The sequence below is a fragment of the Streptomyces sp. H27-H1 genome, assembly GCF_026627445.1.
Taxonomy (GTDB): Bacteria; Actinomycetota; Actinomycetes; order Streptomycetales; family Streptomycetaceae; genus Streptomyces.
This window is the reverse complement of record NZ_JAPNLJ010000018.1, coordinates 23,195-40,054: the sequence shown is the minus strand read 5'-3', so window position 1 is coordinate 40,054 and position 16,860 is coordinate 23,195. Positions and strand designations below refer to the sequence as shown.

The 16,860-nt window shown below is 71.4% G+C and carries 16 protein-coding genes, 1 tRNA gene and 1 riboswitch; of the genes, 4 read left to right on the top strand and 13 right to left on the bottom strand.

Annotated elements, in window-relative coordinates; genetic code table 11:
• Window positions 1–24: 24 nt before the first annotated feature.
• The 5 genes from OTB20_RS20880 to OTB20_RS20860 all read right to left on the bottom strand — a co-directional run bounded on the left by OTB20_RS20880 (window position 25) and on the right by OTB20_RS20860 (window position 4,239).
• Window positions 25–1,899, bottom strand: a complete 1,875-nt coding sequence (locus tag OTB20_RS20880) for an ABC transporter ATP-binding protein (protein ID WP_267819594.1) — start codon at window positions 1,897–1,899, stop codon at window positions 25–27.
• A gap of 188 nt (window positions 1,900–2,087) precedes the next feature.
• Window positions 2,088–2,948 carry a hypothetical protein gene (locus OTB20_RS20875; RefSeq protein ID WP_267819592.1) on the bottom strand — a complete coding sequence of 287 codons (861 nt, stop codon included), beginning with the start codon at window positions 2,946–2,948 and terminating at the stop codon, window positions 2,088–2,090.
• The gene (locus OTB20_RS20870; RefSeq protein WP_267819590.1) at window positions 2,945–3,289 is read right to left on the bottom strand and encodes a PadR family transcriptional regulator; all 345 of its coding nucleotides are present in this window, start codon (window positions 3,287–3,289) and stop codon (window positions 2,945–2,947) included. Before OTB20_RS20870 ends, OTB20_RS20875 begins: the two co-directional genes overlap by 4 nt.
• An 84-nt stretch (window positions 3,290–3,373) precedes the next feature.
• Entirely contained in the window at window positions 3,374–3,676 is a 303-nt protein-coding gene (locus tag OTB20_RS20865) for a hypothetical protein (RefSeq protein WP_267819588.1), read from the bottom strand.
• Window positions 3,677–4,165: 489 nt separating this feature from the next.
• Window positions 4,166–4,239: transfer RNA gene (locus OTB20_RS20860), tRNA-Pro, on the bottom strand.
• Between the two features lie 69 nt (window positions 4,240–4,308).
• Between OTB20_RS20860 and OTB20_RS20855 the strand changes: the two genes are divergently transcribed.
• Window positions 4,309–4,953 (top strand): DUF309 domain-containing protein, encoded by a 645-nt coding sequence (locus OTB20_RS20855; RefSeq protein WP_267819586.1) that lies wholly within the window; start codon window positions 4,309–4,311, stop codon window positions 4,951–4,953.
• A gap of 251 nt (window positions 4,954–5,204) precedes the next feature.
• On the opposite strand, the gene OTB20_RS20850 is transcribed toward OTB20_RS20855, so the two are convergent.
• The 3 genes from OTB20_RS20850 to OTB20_RS20840 are packed head-to-tail and all read right to left on the bottom strand — an operon-like array spanning window position 5,205 to window position 7,482.
• Window positions 5,205–5,594 (bottom strand): VOC family protein, encoded by a 390-nt coding sequence (locus OTB20_RS20850; protein ID WP_267819585.1) that lies wholly within the window; start codon window positions 5,592–5,594, stop codon window positions 5,205–5,207.
• Window positions 5,595–5,599: 5 nt separating this feature from the next.
• Complete coding sequence (locus OTB20_RS20845; protein ID WP_267819583.1) at window positions 5,600–6,232, bottom strand: LutC/YkgG family protein; 633 nt, start codon at window positions 6,230–6,232, stop codon at window positions 5,600–5,602.
• Window positions 6,229–7,482, bottom strand: coding sequence for a heterodisulfide reductase-related iron-sulfur binding cluster (locus tag OTB20_RS20840; protein ID WP_267819582.1), 1,254 nt, complete (start codon window positions 7,480–7,482; stop codon window positions 6,229–6,231). Before OTB20_RS20840 ends, OTB20_RS20845 begins: the two co-directional genes overlap by 4 nt.
• An 18-nt stretch (window positions 7,483–7,500) precedes the next feature.
• Between OTB20_RS20840 and cobF the strand changes: the two genes are divergently transcribed.
• Complete coding sequence (gene cobF / locus OTB20_RS20835; RefSeq protein ID WP_267819580.1) at window positions 7,501–8,253, top strand: precorrin-6A synthase (deacetylating); 753 nt, start codon at window positions 7,501–7,503, stop codon at window positions 8,251–8,253.
• A gap of 39 nt (window positions 8,254–8,292) precedes the next feature.
• Here the strand turns inward: cobF and OTB20_RS20830 are convergent, their stop codons facing one another.
• The 3 genes from OTB20_RS20830 to OTB20_RS20820 form a co-directional block, all read right to left on the bottom strand.
• Entirely contained in the window at window positions 8,293–9,525 is a 1,233-nt protein-coding gene (locus OTB20_RS20830; protein ID WP_267819578.1) for an aminotransferase class V-fold PLP-dependent enzyme, read from the bottom strand.
• Window positions 9,526–9,562: 37 nt separating this feature from the next.
• A complete protein-coding gene (locus tag OTB20_RS20825) occupies window positions 9,563–9,715 on the bottom strand; it encodes a hypothetical protein (RefSeq protein ID WP_267819577.1) in 153 nt (50 codons plus the stop codon).
• Between the two features lie 28 nt (window positions 9,716–9,743).
• A riboswitch (cobalamin riboswitch) is annotated at window positions 9,744–9,883 on the bottom strand.
• Window positions 9,884–9,963: 80 nt separating this feature from the next.
• A complete protein-coding gene (locus OTB20_RS20820) occupies window positions 9,964–11,676 on the bottom strand; it encodes a glycoside hydrolase family 71 protein (RefSeq protein ID WP_267819576.1) in 1,713 nt (570 codons plus the stop codon).
• Window positions 11,677–12,164: 488 nt separating this feature from the next.
• Here OTB20_RS20820 and OTB20_RS20815 point away from each other — a divergent pair, with 488 nt between their 5' ends.
• The gene (locus OTB20_RS20815; protein ID WP_267819575.1) at window positions 12,165–12,617 is read left to right on the top strand and encodes a hypothetical protein; all 453 of its coding nucleotides are present in this window, start codon (window positions 12,165–12,167) and stop codon (window positions 12,615–12,617) included.
• 96 nt (window positions 12,618–12,713) lie between these two features.
• On the opposite strand, the gene OTB20_RS20810 is transcribed toward OTB20_RS20815, so the two are convergent.
• On the bottom strand, window positions 12,714–14,933 hold the full coding sequence (locus OTB20_RS20810; RefSeq protein WP_267819573.1) for an NADP-dependent isocitrate dehydrogenase: 2,220 nt from the start codon (window positions 14,931–14,933) through the stop codon (window positions 12,714–12,716).
• A 233-nt stretch (window positions 14,934–15,166) separates the two neighbouring features.
• A complete protein-coding gene (locus tag OTB20_RS20805; RefSeq protein ID WP_267819572.1) occupies window positions 15,167–15,520 on the bottom strand; it encodes a DUF805 domain-containing protein in 354 nt (117 codons plus the stop codon).
• Window positions 15,521–15,790: 270 nt separating this feature from the next.
• Between OTB20_RS20805 and OTB20_RS20800 the strand changes: the two genes are divergently transcribed.
• Window positions 15,791–16,831 carry an NAD-dependent epimerase/dehydratase family protein gene (locus OTB20_RS20800; protein WP_267819570.1) on the top strand — a complete coding sequence of 347 codons (1,041 nt, stop codon included), beginning with the start codon at window positions 15,791–15,793 and terminating at the stop codon, window positions 16,829–16,831.
• Window positions 16,832–16,860: the final 29 nt, after the last annotated feature.

The following is a 16,860-nucleotide window of genomic DNA, read 5'->3' as shown; positions in this document are numbered from 1 at the left end:
GGGTACCCGTACCCGGGCCGCCGTTCAGCGCAGGTCGGCCTGTGCGGCTGCGGTACCGTCGAGGAAGCCGCCCGACTGGTGCTGCCACAGCTTCGCGTAAGTGCCGTCCGCGGCCAGCAGTTGGCTGTGCGTGCCCTGCTCGACGATGTGTCCGCGATCGAGGACGATGAGCTGGTCCATGGTGGCGACGGTGCTCAGCCGGTGCGCGACCACCAGCGCCGTCCGTCCGGCCATGAGCCCCCACAGCGCGTCCTGGACGAGGATCTCGCTCTCCGAGTCGAGGGCGCTGGTCGCCTCGTCGAGGAGCAGGATCGGCGCGTCGCGCAGGATCGCCCGGGCGAGGGCGACCCGCTGGCGCTGCCCGCCGGACAGTTTCACCCCGCGCTCGCCCACCATCGTGTCGAAGCCGTCCGCCAGCCCGTCGGCGAACTCAGTGACGTGCGCCGCCTCGGCGGCGCGGCGGATCTCCGCTTCGGTGGCTTCCGGGCGGGCGAAGGCGATGTTGTCGCGCAGGGTCCGGTGGAACATCGCCGGGTCCTGGGGAACGTAAGCGATGAGGCTGCGCAGGTCGGCCTGGCTGAGCCGGCTGATGTCCTGCCCGCCGATCAGGATCCGGCCCGCGCCGATGTCCGTCATCCGCAACAGCAGCCGGGTGAGCGTGGTCTTGCCCCCGCCGGAGCGGCCGACGAGGCCGAGCTTCGAGCCGCTGGGCACGGCCAGGTCCAGGCCGTCGAAGAGCGGCCGCGCGCCCGCGTGGCAGAAGGTCACCCGCTCGAACCGTACGTCGGCGGCGGGCGGGCACCGCAGCGGTTCCGGCTCCGCCGGGTCGAGCACGGTCGGAGGCGTCAGCAGCAGTTCGGTGAACTGCGCGGCCTCCGTCATCGAGCTCTCCAGACGACGGTAGATCTGGTTGAACTCGAACATGATGCGGGTCGCGTTGGCGTAGTAGGTGAAGGCGACGATGACCGCCTCCACTCCGTGCGCTCCCCCGCCGAGCACGATGGCGAGCATCAGGCCGAGCACGTTGGTCACCACGGACAGCGGCGCGACCAGCGTGTCGATGCGCAGGTTGCCGTAGTCCCACGAGCGCAGCGTGAGCCGCCTCGACTCCGCGACGCGGGAACGGTGTTCGGCCGCCTCACGCGATTCGGCGGCGAAGGCCCGGACCGTGTCCATGTTCATCAGGCTGTCCGCCACGTGGCCCGACACGTGGGCGATCGCCTCCTCCCGCCGGGCGACGAGCGCTTGGCGGCGACGGATCAGGGGTGCCACGCACAGTCCCGTGAGCACGATCATCGTCAGGAGTCCGACGACGAGCAGCGGGTCGTACTGCCACAGCACCACCGAGGCGAACACCAGGGGCACGAAGCTGCCCATGACCGAGAACGTCAGGGTGTCGACGAACTCCTCGAAGCGGGAGGCGAAGCTCAGGACGCGCTTCGTCAGCGACCCGGCGAAGTTGTCGTGGAAGAACGCGGCGTCCTTGGCGAAGAGTTCGTCCATGCCGGTGACGTACAGCTGCTCGATCCCGCGGGCGTCCAGGCGGTTCAGGCAGTGCAGCCCGGCGCGCCAGAGCGCTTCCGAGAGCAGCAGGACCCCGGCGAAGGTCAGGACGTAGGGCATCGTCCAGGAGATGGCGCCACCGGCGTCCCCCGATCCTCCGGCGATCCGGCCGACGAGCTTCGCGACGATCAGCGGTGCGATGTAGTGGATGCCGATGTTGCCCAGTGCCGGGAACAGCATCGCGGGCGCCGTCAGCCATTTGAGGCGGGCCAGCTCCCGTCCGTAGTAACGAAGTGCGAGGAGCACCGGGCTCCGGCGCGGCGGACTCTCCTTCGGTGAACTGCCGTTCGATGGACTGTCGTTCGGTGGGCTTCCGTACGATTCGGGCGATCCCATCCCAACCCCGCCTTCTCGGACCATCTGGTCAGAGAGCGGAGTGTCCCGCACGGGCGCCCGTGCGGTCCAAGCCTTTTTCCGTCCACAGTCCAGAACCGGCCGAACTCCGCGGAGATCCGACAGGTTTCTCCGATGGCCGGCCCGCGGGGCGGGCCGCTGCCCGCCCCGCCGGCAAGGCGCCCGGTGGCTCAAGCCGACGGCTTCGAACGGCCTCTCCGGCGGCGGACGGCGACCGTGGTGGACGCGGCCAGCAACAGGCCGAGCGCGGGCAGGAACAGCAGGTCCAGCAACCCGCTGAACGCGCCCAGTACGACGAAGGGCAGACCAGCGAGGAGCACCTCGGGCGCCGTGCTCAGCCGGGCGAACGCGGGCCGCCCGGCCAGCATCAGCCCGCCCGCCACCGGCCCGGCGACGTACAGCGCGCCGAGCGGGTACGGCAGCGTCCACATCTGAGGCGCGATGGTCAGCAGGACCGTGGCCACCCCGACGGCGGACACCCCGGCCGCACGCAGGCTCCGCGTCGAGCGCAGGTCGGGCGGACACAGGACCGCCACCAGGGCCAGGAGGAGGAGCGGCCCACTGGTGACGACCGCGAATTCAAGGCCCAGGCCCAGCCGTAGCACCTGGGACGTGAAGATCGCGGCGGTGCCCGCCAGCACGGTCCAGACACCCACCGCCCAGCGGCCGGTCAGGGCCAGTACGGCGCCCAGCAGCATCGCGAGGCCGGCCGCCCCCATCAGAACGGAAGGGCCGATGCCGTCGATCTGCCGGTCCATGCGCAGGGCGGTGACGCTCAGCCTGGCCCAGGTCATCGCGTTCACCGCGAGCGCGACGACGGCGAACGGCGCGAGGGCCGCGAGGAGCCGTCCGGCGCGTCCCGCCGAGCCCAGCCCGAGCCGCATGCGCAGCGCGTGACCGACGACATCGACGGCTTCGCGCAGGCGCGCCGGCCTGCCCGCGCCGGCCGTGGCCTCGCGGTAGGAGTCGGCGATCTCGTCGCCGAACTCCCGGCGGTAGACGGCCGGGTAGAGCCTCAACAGCGCGCTCACGCGGTCACCGCCCCGTCGAACCCGCCGAGCTCCAGACGCCGGGTCGCCTCCCGGGCGGTCCGGGCGATCCGGGCCGCCTCGGTGGCCAGCACCTCACGCCCACGCGGCGCGAGCGTGTAGCTGCGCCGCCTGCGCCCGTCGACCACCTCCTCGTCGTGGACCACGATGAGTTCCTGCTCGAGGAGCCGCTCCAGGGCCCCGTAGAGCGTTCCGGTGCGCATTTTCGTGCGCCCTTCCGAGATCTTCTCGACCTCCTGGGCGATCGCGTATCCGTGCCGTGGGGCGTCGGCGATCGCTGTGAGGATGAGCAAGGTCGGCTCGCGCAAAGGTTGATCGTTCACGACGCCACGATAGCTCGGCAACCGACATATGTCGATGACCGAGCTATTTGGCGCGGGAGCGACCTCGGACCAGGCTGTCCGCCCTCACCTTCCGTACCCGTTGTTCATGGCCAGGCGCAGCGCCCAGACGTCGGTGCAGGTGTTCGGGGAGGACGATCTCCCGGCGTGGATGGCGGCCGTCCAGTGGGCGGCCGAGGTGGAACCCTCACGGACAGGCTCGCCGTCGGCGTCGCTGGGGAAGCTGCCGTTGAGGTCGTCGCCGCCAGAGCCGGTCCGGTGAAATTGGTGGTGGTGACGTTGCCCCCGCTGATCGCGGCGCCCCCGCTGACCAGCAGCGCCCTTTGCAGGGCTGGGAGCCGCAGCAGCCTTCTGGTCATCGGATTCCATCCTTCTGATGGTCGAAACGGCGGCTGAGGTACGGGGTGCCGGCACGGACGGGGTCCTGCCGCTGCTGTCGGCGCGGCTGAGCCCGCGTCCCGGCGGAGATGTGGATGCGGGTCCGGCCTGTCGGGCCTCTCGGTTGTGGGCGCTCACCCGGGCGACCGGGGACGACTCAAGCCCACGCGTTCCCGCACCGAGGTTCACTCTAGCGGACGCAGATACAGATCCTATCGAGCAGATTGGACCGCATCTACCGTCTCCGATTGCGACTTTCCTAGCAGATGCCGCATTGATGGAGTGGTTCACCGGTGGGGAAGGGTCAGCTGAACACCCGCTCCCCCGGGGCGAATTGCGCAGCCGTCGCGGAGGGTGTGCGACAGGGGTGGTGGCGGGCGCACCGGGCCACGGGTTCGATCCCCCAACTGGTCCCCGGAAACGACTAAGAGGCCGCTTCAGATTTCTCTGAAACGACCTCTTGGATCCGACTTCTAAAAGTCGGGACGACAGGATTTGAACCTGCGACCCCTTGACCCCCAGTCAAGTGCGCTACCAAGCTGCGCCACGTCCCGATGTGCTTCTGATCTGGGGTTTCCCCCGTCCCTGCGGCACAAGCAGAACATTACCCCACGGCGGGGGGTGTGCATGCACCGGTTATCGGCGCGGGAGAGGATGGGGAGGTGAACGCAAGGGATCGGGACGGTGAGGGTCGGGCACGGAACGCCCGGCCCAGAGACGGGCTGGGGCGACCCCTGCCCTACGGGGCCGAGGGGGTGGAGCGGCAGCCCGAAGGGGTGGTGCGGTCGCCCGGGGAGACGGTGGCGGAGGCGCAGCGGCTGCTGGACGCCGGGATGCCGTTCCACGCGCACGAGGTGTTCGAGGACGCCTGGAAGTCCGGGCCCGGGGAAGCGGCTCCGCTGTGGCGCGCGCTCGCACAGCTGGCGGTCGGGCTGACGCATTGCGCGCGCGGGAACGCGGTCGGCGGGGCGCGACTGCTGCGCCGGGGAGCCGCTGCCCTGGCCGGGCTGGACCAGCCCCACGACGCTGCCGCCCCCGCGGCCGACACCGAGTCCGGACCTGAGTCCGGACCTGAGTCCGGATCTGACGCCGGACACGAGACCGGACCCGGAGCAGGTTCCCCCGCCGGGCCCGGGGTGCCGTACGGGATGGACCTGGGCGGGATCGTCCGCTGGGCGCGGGAGCTGGCGGGGCGGGTCGAGGGCGGCGCCGTCGTCGACGCGGCGGCCGAGGCCCCGATGCTCGCAGGCGGGTCCGTTCGGGCCTGAGTTCGGGCAGCGGCGTCGGAGGCTGCGCCTCTTCGGGGACGGTTGCCGGCCCCCGGCCGGGTCCTAGTGCTGTGGCCGGGAAGGTTTGCCGGGTCGCGGTGTCCGGTGCGGTGCATCGCAAGGCGGAGGACCGAGGCCCGTACTGGACGTACTCGCCCGGTCCGACAACGCGGGGGGCACCTCCCAGCGGTAGCTGGGGGAGAAGTGCCGTGCCGGGCGCCGCGATCCGGTGAACCTTTCCGGTCACAGCACTAGGCCGGCTGGAGGAGGTCCCAGCGGTTGCCGTAGAGGTCCTGGAAGACGGCGACCGAGCCGTACGTCTCGTGGCGCGGCTCCTCCAGGAAGCGGACGCCCTCGGCCGTCATCCGCTCGTGGTCGGCGGCGAAGTCGTCGGTGTAGAGGAAGAAGCCGACCCGGCCGCCCGTCTGGTCGCCGACCCGGGAACGCTGGTCCGCGTCCTTGGCCCGGGCCAGCAGCAGCGCCGACTCCTTGGCGCCCTTGGGGCGCACCACGACCCAGCGGGAGCCGTCCGGGCGGGCGGTGTCCTCGACGAGGTCGAAGCCGAGCGCGCGGGTGTAGAAGTCGATGGCCTCGTCGTAGTCGTGGACCACGAGGGCGGTGAGGGCGATGTGTGCGGACATGGCACTCATTGTGCGCCGAGGAGTACGACCTCCAGGGTGCGGGGGCCGTGCACGCCCTCCACCCGGTCCAGTTCGATGTCGCTGGTGGCGGAGGGTCCGGAGATCCAGGTCAGGGGGCGGGTGGGGTCCAGGAGCGGCAGCGCCAGCGGCACCGAGTCCACCACCTGGCCGGGGACGCGGACCACGCAGACGTGGTGGTCCGGAATCAGAGTGATCCGGCGCCGCCCCTGCTCCGGGCCTCCGTCGAGGACGATCGTTCCGGTCTCGGCGATGGCCAGGGCGCAGCCGGTCACCACGCTGTCCACCGCGTCCAGCTGGTACGGGGTGGAGTCGGCCCTGTCGTGGATCCGGGTCGGGTCGGCTGCCGCGAGCCAGTGCGGGGGCAGCCCGGGCGGTACGAGGACCGACGACGCGCCCCGCTCGGCGAGGAGCCGGGCCAGCAGCGCGGCGAGGCCGTCCTCGTCGACCCGGTGGACCTTGGCGCGGTACTCCGCGAGGTTCGCGGCGAGCAGGTCGACGGTTTCGGCCGGGGTGCGGGCGCCGTGCACCTGGAGGTAGTCCCGGGGGATCGCCGTATCCGGGCGCGGCTCCGGCAGGGCCCGGCGGATGCGGGCCAGGATGAGGTCTCTGGCGCTCACGGGCGTGCCTCCCGTTCGCGCGCCGCCCACCAGTCGCGGAACGAGCGCTCCGGAAGCTCCGGCAGCTCCCGGCTGTCCGTCCAGGCCCGCCCGGGCCCCGGCAGCCGGCGCGGTCGCAGCCTCCGGGCGCGGGCCAGCAGCCGCTCCCCCGCGCGCAGTGCGCCCGGGTGGTCGAGGAGGAGCCGGGCGGCCCGCATCGCGGCCCGCTGCGCGGTGTGGCCGTCGGCGGGGCGGATGCTGACGCGGACGCCCTCCCGGGTCACCGGGCCGCCCTGGGCGACGCGTTCGCGCAGGTGGACCAGTACCTCGGGGATGTCGATGGCGACCGGGCAGACCTCGTAGCAGGCCCCGCACAGGGTGGAGGCGTAGGGCAGGGTGGCGTCGATCTCGCTCGCGGTGCCCCGGAGCTGGGGGCTGAGGATGGCGCCGATCGGGCCGGGGTAGACGGAGCCGTAGGCGTGGCCGCCGGCGCGCTCGTAGACGGGGCAGACGTTCAGGCAGGCGGAGCAGCGGATGCAGCGCAGGGCCTGGCGGCCCACCTCGTCGGCGAGGGTGTCGGTGCGGCCGTTGTCGAGGAGGACGAGGTGGAAGACGGAGGGGCCGTCCGCGTCGGTGGTGCCGGTCCACATGGTCGTGTACGGGTTCATCCGCTCGGCCGTCGAGGAGCGCGGGAGCGTCTGGAGGAAGATCTCCAGATCCCGGAAGGCCGGAACCACCTTCTCGATGCCGACCACGGAGATCAGGGTCTCGGGCAGGGTCAGGCACATCCGGCCGTTGCCCTCGGATTCGAAGACGACCATGGTGCCGGTCTCGGCGACCCTGGAGGGGTGGTAGGTGACGGTGTGCGGGAAGTACGCGCCCACGTCCGTCACCCCGAGGACGTCGACCAGGAACTCGGTGAGCTCGTACACGCGCGGTACGAGGTCCTCGGCGAGCGCGGCCAGGGCGGGACCCCGGCCCTCGGCCTCGGCCGCGTGCCCGATCCGGGGGTAGTGGGCGCGGATCATGGCGGCGCATGAGCCGGAGGGGGTGACCACGTACGCGTACCCGGCGAAGGCCTCGGCGGTCCGCCGGACCAGCGGTTCGGCCTCGCGCCGGTAGCCGGTGTTGTACTGCGGCTGACCGCAGCAGCTCTGCGCGGCGGGGAAGTCCACGGTGACCCCGAGCCGCTCCAGGAGGCGGACCACGGCGATGCCCGTACGCGGGTACAGCGCGTCGTTGACGCAGGTGACGAACAGGGCGACGCGCATGGTGGGCACAATAGCCCGGTGAAGAAGTTCTCAGTGATCGGCATAGGCGCGGGCGACCCGGACCATCTGACCCTCCAGGCGGTCAAGGCGATCGGCGCGGCAGACGCATTCCTCATCCTGGAGAAGGGGGAGGAAAAGGCGGATCTGACCGGGCTGCGGCGCGCGATGCTCGACGCGCACGCCCGCCCCAGACACCGGCTCGTGGAGGGCCGCGATCCCGACCGGGACCGGACACCCGCCGACTACACGCCCACAGTGGACGGCTGGCGCAGCGCGCGGGCCGAGCTCTTCGAGCGGTTCATCGCCGAGGACCTGGCGGAGGGCGAGACGGGCGCGTTCCTGGTGTGGGGCGACCCGTCGCTCTACGACTCCACGCTCGCGATCCTCGACGAGGTGCTGGAAAAGGGCCGGGTCGCCTTCGAGCACGAGGTCGTGCCCGGCATCAGCAGCATCTCCTCGCTGCTGGCCCGCCACCGCACCAACCTGAACCGGGTGGGCCGCCCGGTCCAGATCACCACCGGGCGCCGGCTCTCGGAGGGCTGGCCGGCCGATGTGGACGACGTGGTGGTGATGCTGGACGCCCGCCACGCCTTCACCGCCCACCTCGACCAGGACCTGTACATCTACTGGGGTGCGTACGTGGGCACCCCCGACGAGATCCTGGTCTCGGGGAAGCTGGCGGAGGTGGCCGGCCGGATCGAGGAGCTGCGCGCCGAGGCACGCGCCCGCAAGGGCTGGATCATGGACACGTACCTGCTGCGGCGCGGCTGAGCCCGTCTTTCGGATCGGGCCCGATCCGAAAGAGACGGCCTAGGGCAGGTAGGCGGGCAGTACCTCGGCGAGCCGTTCGTACTCCTCGGCCCGGTTGTAGATCTGCCCGCTCACCCGGATACCGCCGCCGCCCGGCCAGGGCCAGATCAGTACCCGGATCCGCTGCTCGGCCGCGATCCGCTCGCGCAGTTCGCGGGCGGCGTCCGGGGTCTCGGCCACCCCGGGCGGCAGCCGCAGCGTGCGCAGGGCGAGGCCCTCGGTGTGCGGGAGCGCGGCGAGGGCGGGAATCTCCGCGAGCAGGGCCGCGCCGTAGGCGGCGAGGGCGCTGTTGTGCGCCCGCACCTTGGCCGCGTCGAGCTGCTCCAGCAGGTCGAGCCCGTCCGGGGCGGCGAGCCAGCCGGTGTAGTCGAAGGTGGCGCGGTTCTCGACCGAGCGCGGGAAGCCGTAGTGGTCCTCCCAGGAGGGCACCGGCGGCCGGACCCGGTCGCGGTGCTGCGGGGCGACGGCCAGCATCGCGGTGCCGGACGGGGCGTAGGCCCATTTGTGGAGGTTGCCGAACCAGAAGTCGGCGCCTGCGGCCAGCGGTTCGGGGATCATGCCCGGGGCATGGGCGCCGTCCACGATGGTGGTGATGCCGCGGTCGGCGAGTTCGGCGAGCAGACGCGGCGAGGCGATGAGCCGGGCGGTGGGCGAGCTGATGTGGTCGAGTACGGCCACCCTCGTCCGCGGGGTGACCCCGGCCAGCACGGTCTCCCGTACGGCGTCCTCGTCGGGGAGGTCCGGGCCCAGGGCCACGGTGACGAGCGGGGCGCGGCGGGCGGCGGCCGCGACGACGGTGCCGTAGCCGTGGTCGGTGACCAGGATCTCGTCGCCGGGGGCGAACTCCACCGAGTCCAGGGCCAGATTGGCGCCCTCGGTGGCGTTGGAGATGAAGGCGAGCCCGTCCGGATCGGCGCCGAGCCGGACGGCGATCCGGGACCGGGCCTCGACGAGCCGGTCGGGGACGCCGAGGAAGAAGGCGTCGGGGTCGGCGTGCGCCTGCGTCCGCAGAGCGGCCTGCCTCTCCTGGACGGGGACGGGCACGGCGCCGAACGACCCGTGGTTCAGGTGGCTGACGGCGCCGTCGAGCCGGAACAGCCCCCGCCCGCCCGGGAACTCGGCGGGCCGTATCGGCCCGCCGAGCGAGACGGCCCCGGCCGGCCCGGCGGCGTCGGCGGGATCGACGCGGTCGGTGCGGTCGGTGCGGTCGGCGGGCTCGGCTGGCTCGGTCACGTGGACCTCCGTGGGTGCGGCGCGGCTGTCGGCCCGATCATGCCCCGCCGCCGCCCGGAGCGACACCCCACCCTCCGGCGGCCCGCGGCGGAGCAGCTCCCGCGGACTGGTTGGGGTTGGCGTTCACCCGCCAGTCCTGGCGGTCCAGGTATTCGGTCACGGTCTCTACGGCATCGACCCCCGCAGTCACGGCAGCCCTCCCACGAGGCTCGGCACGGAAGAATGGATCACGTGCCGGCAGGTGTCGGGCTCGTCGCCGTGGCGACTCACCGTTGCGGGGCAGTCCCGGATTCCCACCGGGTTCCCTGTTGCCTCGGTCGGGGAGAGGCCCCGCCGAACCGGCAGAACCAACCCTACATATAGATGCGACAGCAGGAAGCCGCCACTACATATGGGGTGACGAAGGTGCCGAGTCAAGGGACTTCGGCCCCTGCGGACTCAGCTCCGGCCGCTGGTGGCGGCGTGGTACTGGAGGTCCTGGACCTCCACGGTGCGGTCCACCGGATAGCGCAGTTCCACCCGGGCTCCGGCCTCGCCGCCTCGCACCACGGCCGCCGAGCGGGCGCCCGCACCCAGGGGCAGCAGCTCGGAGTGGAGCCCCGCCGGGGCCTCGTGGTCCTCCCCGGCCGCCCCGACGGCCGTACGGATGCTCGCGGGCGCGGTCAGGAAGCTCAGCACCTCCACCGCGTCCCGGGCCGCGGCGCTGCCCTTGCGCAGCGACATCACGAGGGACTGGCCGCCGCTCGGGTCGGCGGCGGCGAACTGGGTGCGCGAGCTCAGGTACAGGGTGTCGCGGACGATCTTCGGCCAGCCGCCCGTCTTGAACCGGGTGAGGTAGTACGAGGAAAGGTCCAGGTAGGCATGGCCGTTGTGCAGGGACGGCGCGAACTGGCTGCCCTCGCTGTAGTCGTTCCAGGTGGTGAGCTGGACCCAGTCGGCCCCGTCCTCGATGGCGCGGTTCCATGTGGCGCGCAGGGTCGCGGTGTTGCCGGCCTCGTCGTAGATGCCCTGGTTGGGCCGGGCGTCCTGGACCGATACGGGCTGCATCCAGATCTTGCCCGCGGCGTGGGCACGCCGTACGTCGCGCGTGGAGCTCTCCTGGCCGACGTAGCTGCGGCTGCCCCACTCGGAGTATCCGTAGCTGATGGACTCGAACTCGCCGCTGTGCGCGCCGGAGTCGAGGAAGAGCGGTACGAAGGCGGTGCGGACGCCGTGCCGGGACTTCAGGATGTCGATGACCCGGCTCCACCAGGCGGCGCTCTTCTCCTCGGCCTTGAACGGCGAGACCACCAGCCGTCCGTCGGGGAGCCGGTGGGCGGCCGGGGCCTTGCCGAGCTCCGCGAGGGCGTCGGCGAGTACGCCCGGGTCGTCGGTGTTCAGGGAGGTCATGTCCGGCATCAGCATGATCTTGAAGCCCGGGTCCACCGAACTCGCGGCCTCCAGGAGGAGGTTGGAGCGCTCTCGGTTCTTTCCGGAGAGGGAGAGCAGGTCGAGGGTGAATCCGTCGATGCCGGCGGCGCGTGCCGTACGGACCTCCTGCCGGAGGTTGGCGAGCTCCCAGTCGCCGCTCTTGGGCTGGACGGGCAGCGGCCGGTCGCGCAGCAGGCCGCCGTAGCGCGCGTGCTTGCCGCTCTCGCCTTCCGGTTTCAGGTAGTTGCGGGTGTAGTAGTCGGCGTCGGCGTTCACGTTGTCGAGGGAGAGCGGGTACGGGGTGAAGTAGTGGGCGAAGACCAGCTTCTTGCCGGCGGCGCCCGAGCGCAGGGCGGCCGGCTGCGGCATGTCGAAGGGCAGGGCTCCGGTGGGGTGCACCGGGCCGTCCGTACCGGAACCCGGGTCCTTGGGGTCCGGGGTCTTCGCGCCGGGGCTCTGCTCCTCGGGGGCGGGGGTGACCGGGTCGGCGGGTGCGGGCAGGAGCGCGGCGCTGTCGTCGGAGCCGCCCGGGCGGGCGTCGGTGAGGGCCGGCGCCGAGAGCTCGCGGTGGTCCCCGGCCGTGCGCGGCTCCCAGGCGATGCCGGTCGCGGCGCAGACGCCCACGAGGAGGAAGGCGGACAGGAACAGTGCCAGCAGCGGCCTGCGTCCTCTGAATCCCGGACGGCGCCGGTGCGAAACGGGTCTCCCGCGCCGCTGTGCCCGCCGCTGGTCCGCACTCATGGTGGCCCCTCCCCGGAATATGCCCGAGCGTCGGGCTACGCAGCAGTACAGCCGATTCCCGCCCCCCGGACAACTGTTCCCAGGGAGACGGGACCGGGTGCGTACGTCACGGGGCCTACGGGGACTACGCCCGGGGCGGAGGATCCGAGCGGCGGCTCAGTCGGTGGATTCCTTGGCCTGCGCCGCCACCTGGGCGGCCTCGGGGAAGGGACGGGGGTAAGGGGGCGCCGAAGGCGGACGCCATGACGTCGGCGAAGGCCGCGGCGATGCGGATCTCGCCGTTCGGGTTGGGGTCGGCGCCGTCCCACGTTTGCTTCTCGGCGCCTGCCGTCTGCACAACTGCGACGATCACCGGGCGGCACGGGCCTTTCGCCGGAATACGGAATTCCTCTGGCCTTCCGACGAAACTGGCCCATAATTGTCTTCATACGGCTTGAAACAACACTCTTGCCGTGTGTGGTCACGCATGCATGGGGGGCATCGTGCCGATGAGGGAATTCAGAGGCGCCGGTACGTTTCCGGCAACATCCATCGAGCTGTCCCGCCTGTTCACCGCCGTGCGGCGGGGCAAGGTGGTCAGCGTCACCGGGCGGTTCCGGGAGCCCCGGAGCCTGCTCGTGCGGGAGATCGGGCAACGGCTCGCGTGCAACTTCTACGACGGCGTGGCCGTGGTGTCCGTGGACCACCGGTTCGGGGTCCGCGACCTGACCGCCGCGCTGGGCTGCGTACCGGGCATGCCGTTCCTGCCGTACGGGACGTCGAACGCGGCGTCATGGCTGGCCGAGCGCGACATGCTGCTCGTCCTCGACGGCTGCGACCATCTCGCGGCCGAGACCCTGGGCTGGCTGCGCGACCTGCTCGCGGTGGCGCCCGGGCTGCGGATCCTGGCCGCAGGGCGCCACCCGCTGGCCATCGCACCGGGGCGGGTGCACCGGCTCTGACCTGCGCCGGACAGTGTCCGGACACGGGTCCGCCCCGGTCGGCAGCAGCCGGCCGGGGCGGACCCGTTGAAGCGGTGGACCTCAGTCCTGACGGTCTCAGCCGAGGAGCGCGAGCGCCTGGTTCAGCGTCGCGGACGGCCGCATGATCGCCGCGGCCTTGGCCGCGTCGGGCTGGTAGTAGCCGCCGATCTCGGCCGGGGAGCCCTGGACGGCGATGAGCTCGCCGACGATCTTCTCCTCGGACTCGGCCAGCGACTTGGCGAGCGGGTCGAACGCCGCGGCCAGCTTCGGGTCGTCGGTCTGGCGCGACAGCTCCTGCGCCCAGTACAGGGCGAGGTAGAAGTGGCTGCCGCGGTTGTCGATGCCGCCCAGCTTGCGGCTCGGCGACTTGTCCTCGGCCAGGAAGGTGCCGGTCGCCCGGTCCAGGGTGTCGGCCAGCACCTGGGCGCGGGCGTTGCCGGTGGTGGTGGCGAGGTGCTCGAAGGAGACGGCCAGCGCGAGGAACTCACCGAGGGAGTCCCAGCGCAGGTAGTTCTCCTTGACGAGCTGCTGCACGTGCTTCGGGGCGGAGCCGCCGGCGCCGGTCTCGAAGAGGCCGCCGCCGTTCATCAGCGGGACGACCGACAGCATCTTGGCGCTGGTGCCCAGCTCCAGGATCGGGAACAGGTCGGTCAGGTAGTCGCGCAGCACGTTGCCGGTCACCGAGATGGTGTCCTCGCCGCGGCGGATGCGCTCCAGGGAGTATGCGGTGGCCTCGACCGGGGAGAGGATCTTGATGGTCAGACCGTCGGTGTCGTGATCGGCGAGGTACGTCTTGACCTTGGCGATCAGCTGCGCGTCGTGCGCGCGGCCCTCGTCGAGCCAGAAGACGGCCGGGACTCCGGTGGCGCGGGCGCGGGTGACGGCGAGCTTGACCCAGTCCTGGATCGGCGCGTCCTTGGTCTGGCAGGCGCGGAAGATGTCGCCGGCGGCGACCTCCTGCTCCAGGACCGTGGCGCCCGAGGCGTCGACGAGACGGACGGTGCCGGCGGTGGCCAGCTCGAAGGTCTTGTCGTGGCTGCCGTACTCCTCGGCCTTCTGGGCCATGAGGCCGACGTTCGGCACCGAGCCCATCGTGGACGGGTCGTACGCGCCGTGCGCACGGCAGTCGTCGATGACGACCTGGTAGACACCGGCGTAGCTGCTGTCCGGGAGGACCGCGAGGGTGTCGGCCTCGGCGCCGTCCGGGCCCCACATGTGGCCGGAGGTGCGGATCATGGCCGGCATCGAGGCGTCGACGATGACGTCGGACGGAACGTGCAGGTTGGTGATGCCCTTGTCCGAGTCGACCATCGCGAGGGCCGGGCCCTCGGCGATCTCGGCCTCGAAGGAGGCCTTGATCGCGTCGCCGTCGGGCAGGGCGCCCAGGCCGTTCAGGATGGTGCCGAGGCCGTCGTTCGGGGACAGGCCGGCGGCGACCAGGGTCTCGCCGTAGCGGGCGAAGGTCTTCGGGAAGAAGGCGCGGACCACGTGGCCGAAGATGATCGGGTCGGAGACCTTCATCATCGTGGCCTTGAGGTGCACGGAGAACAGGACGTCCTCGGCCTTGGCGCGCTCGATCTGGTCGTTGAGGAAGGTGCGCAGCTCGTCGACGTGCAGGACGGACGCGTCCACGACCTCGTCGGCGAGTACCGGTACGGAGTCGCGCAGCACGGTGACGGCGCCGTCGGCGGCGACGTGCTCGATGCGGAGCGTGCCGGCCTCGGTGATCACGGCGGACTTCTCGGTGGAGCGGAAGTCGTTCTCGCCCATGGTGGCGACGTTCGTCTTCGACTCGGTGGTCCAGGCACCCATGCGGTGCGGGTGCGCCTTGGCGTAGTTCTTGACCGAGGCGGGGGCGCGGCGGTCGGAGTTGCCCTCGCGCAGGACCGGGTTGACGGCGCTGCCCTTGATCTTGTCGTAACGGGCGCGGTTCTCCCGCTCCTCGTCGTTCTTCGGGTCGTCCGGGTAGTCCGGCAGCGCGTAGCCCTGGCCCTGGAGCTCGGCGACCGCGGCCTTGAGCTGCGGGATCGAGGCCGAGACGTTGGGCAGCTTGATGATGTTGGCGCCCGGGGTCTTCGCCAGTTCGCCGAGCTCGGCGAGGGCGTCCGCGATGCGCTGGCCCTCTTCCAGGTACTCCGGGAAGCTGGCGATGATCCGACCTGCCAGGGAGATGTCACGGGTCTCGACATTCACACCGGCCGTCGACGCGTACGCCTGGATCACAGGCAGGAACGAATACGTCGCGAGGGCCGGGGCCTCGTCAGTGTGCGTGTAGATGATGGTCGAGTCAGTCACCGGATGCTCCGCTCCACAGTCTGCGTCTCTCGTCTGCAACATTGCTCGACATCAAGATATCTCGTGATCGGGCCGGTCGGGACAGCCCCCGCCGCAAGCGTGTGCGAGACGCGCGTCACGCTCGGTGGCCGAAGCCGCCACGGTAGCCACGACCGCCCGGTAACGCGGAAAGCGCCGCCACCGGCTGCTTTCAGCCAGGGGCGGCGCTCACGCACTACCGGTTACGGGCCTGCTCAGGCGTGCACGGCCTTGGGGCTCGGACCGTACTGGTTCGGGTTGGGCTGACCCTCGGTGGCCATCAGGACGAGCGCCCAGATCCAGCCGACCAGGGGGATGAGGCCGACGAGGATCCACCAGCCGGACTTGCCCTGGTCGTGGAGGCGACGGACGGTGAGGCCCAGGTTCGGCAGGAAGGTGGCCAGCGCGTAGAGCGCGTAGAGCAGCGGCGACGTGCCGAGGACGGCGTCGAGGATGGCGGCGACGATCAGCGCGGCCGTGTTGAAGAGGAAGAACATCCAGAACTCCTGGCGGCGCGCGCGGCCGGAGAAGTCGACGTACTTCTTCAGAACGTCGGTGTAGTAGTGCATGAGTCCCCCCAAGAGACGGTTCGTGGGCCGGTCCTGATGGAGCGAGCCGGGGCAGAACTTATGCCCCGCTTACGTCGCGGTCAAGCCACTTGACAAGGCGCCGAAAGAGTTACTTTTTGATGCTCAGTCACCCAAACACGCGCTTACCGGACGCAACTTGACCCGCTTGCTCCGGTCCGGTCACCGGCCGTGACGAAATGAGCTGACGGAAGTCTTACGTCAGGGCGTGGGACCCCCCTTGGGCCCCTGGAATTCCGTAGCGTCCACGCCATGCGCGTACTTGTCACCGGTGGATCCGGGTTCATCGGCTCCCACATCGTTACCACTCTGCGTCTTCGCGGCCACGATCCCCTCGTCCTGGACCTCGTCCCCCCGGCGGACGGGGTCGAGTTCGTACGGGCCGACGTCCGCGACCCCGAGGCCGTACGCACGGCCCTGCGCGGGGTGGACTCCGTCTGCCACCAAGCCGCGATGGTCGGCCTCGGCAAGGACTTCGCGGACGCTCCCGCGTACGTCTCCCACAACGACCTCGGCACGGCGGTGCTGCTCGCCGCCATGGCGGAGCGCGGCGTCCGCGACCTGGTCCTCGCCGGCTCGATGGTGGTCTACGGCGAGGGCCGCTACGAGTGCCCCCGCCACGGGGTCGTCCGCCCGGGCCCGCGCCGCGTGGCCGACTTGACCGAGGGCCGCTTCGAACCCCACTGCCCCGTCTGCGACTCGGAGCTGGCGCCGGGACTCGTCTCCGAGGACGCGCCGACGGATCCGCGCAACGTGTACGCGACGACGAAACTGACCCAGGAGCACCTCGCGGCCTCCTGGGCGCGGTGCGTGGACGGCCGGGCGGTGTCGCTGCGCTACCACAACGTGTACGGCCCGGGGATGCCGCGCGACACCCCCTATGCGGGAGTGGCTTCCTTCTTCCGGTCCTCGCTGGCCCGGGGCGAGGCCCCGCAGGTGTACGAGGACGGCGGCCAGCGGCGGGACTTCGTCCACGTCCAGGACGTCGCCGAGGCCAACGCCCTGGCCCTGGAGGCCGGCACGCCGCTCGGCGTGTGCACCCCGTACAACACCGGCAGCGGAACCCCCCACACGGTCGGCGAAATGGCCACCGCCCTGGCCACCGCCCACGGTGGCCCCGACCCCGTCATCACCGGCGAATTCCGCCTGGGCGACGTCCGCCACATCACGGCCGACTCCCACCGCCTACGCACCGACCTCGGCTGGCGCCCCCGAACCGACTTCACCACAGGCATGACGGCCTTCGCCCACGCCCCCCAACGCCAGACCCACCAGAACCCCACCAACGCCTGAACCACCCGGCGACCCGATCCAGCCTCCAC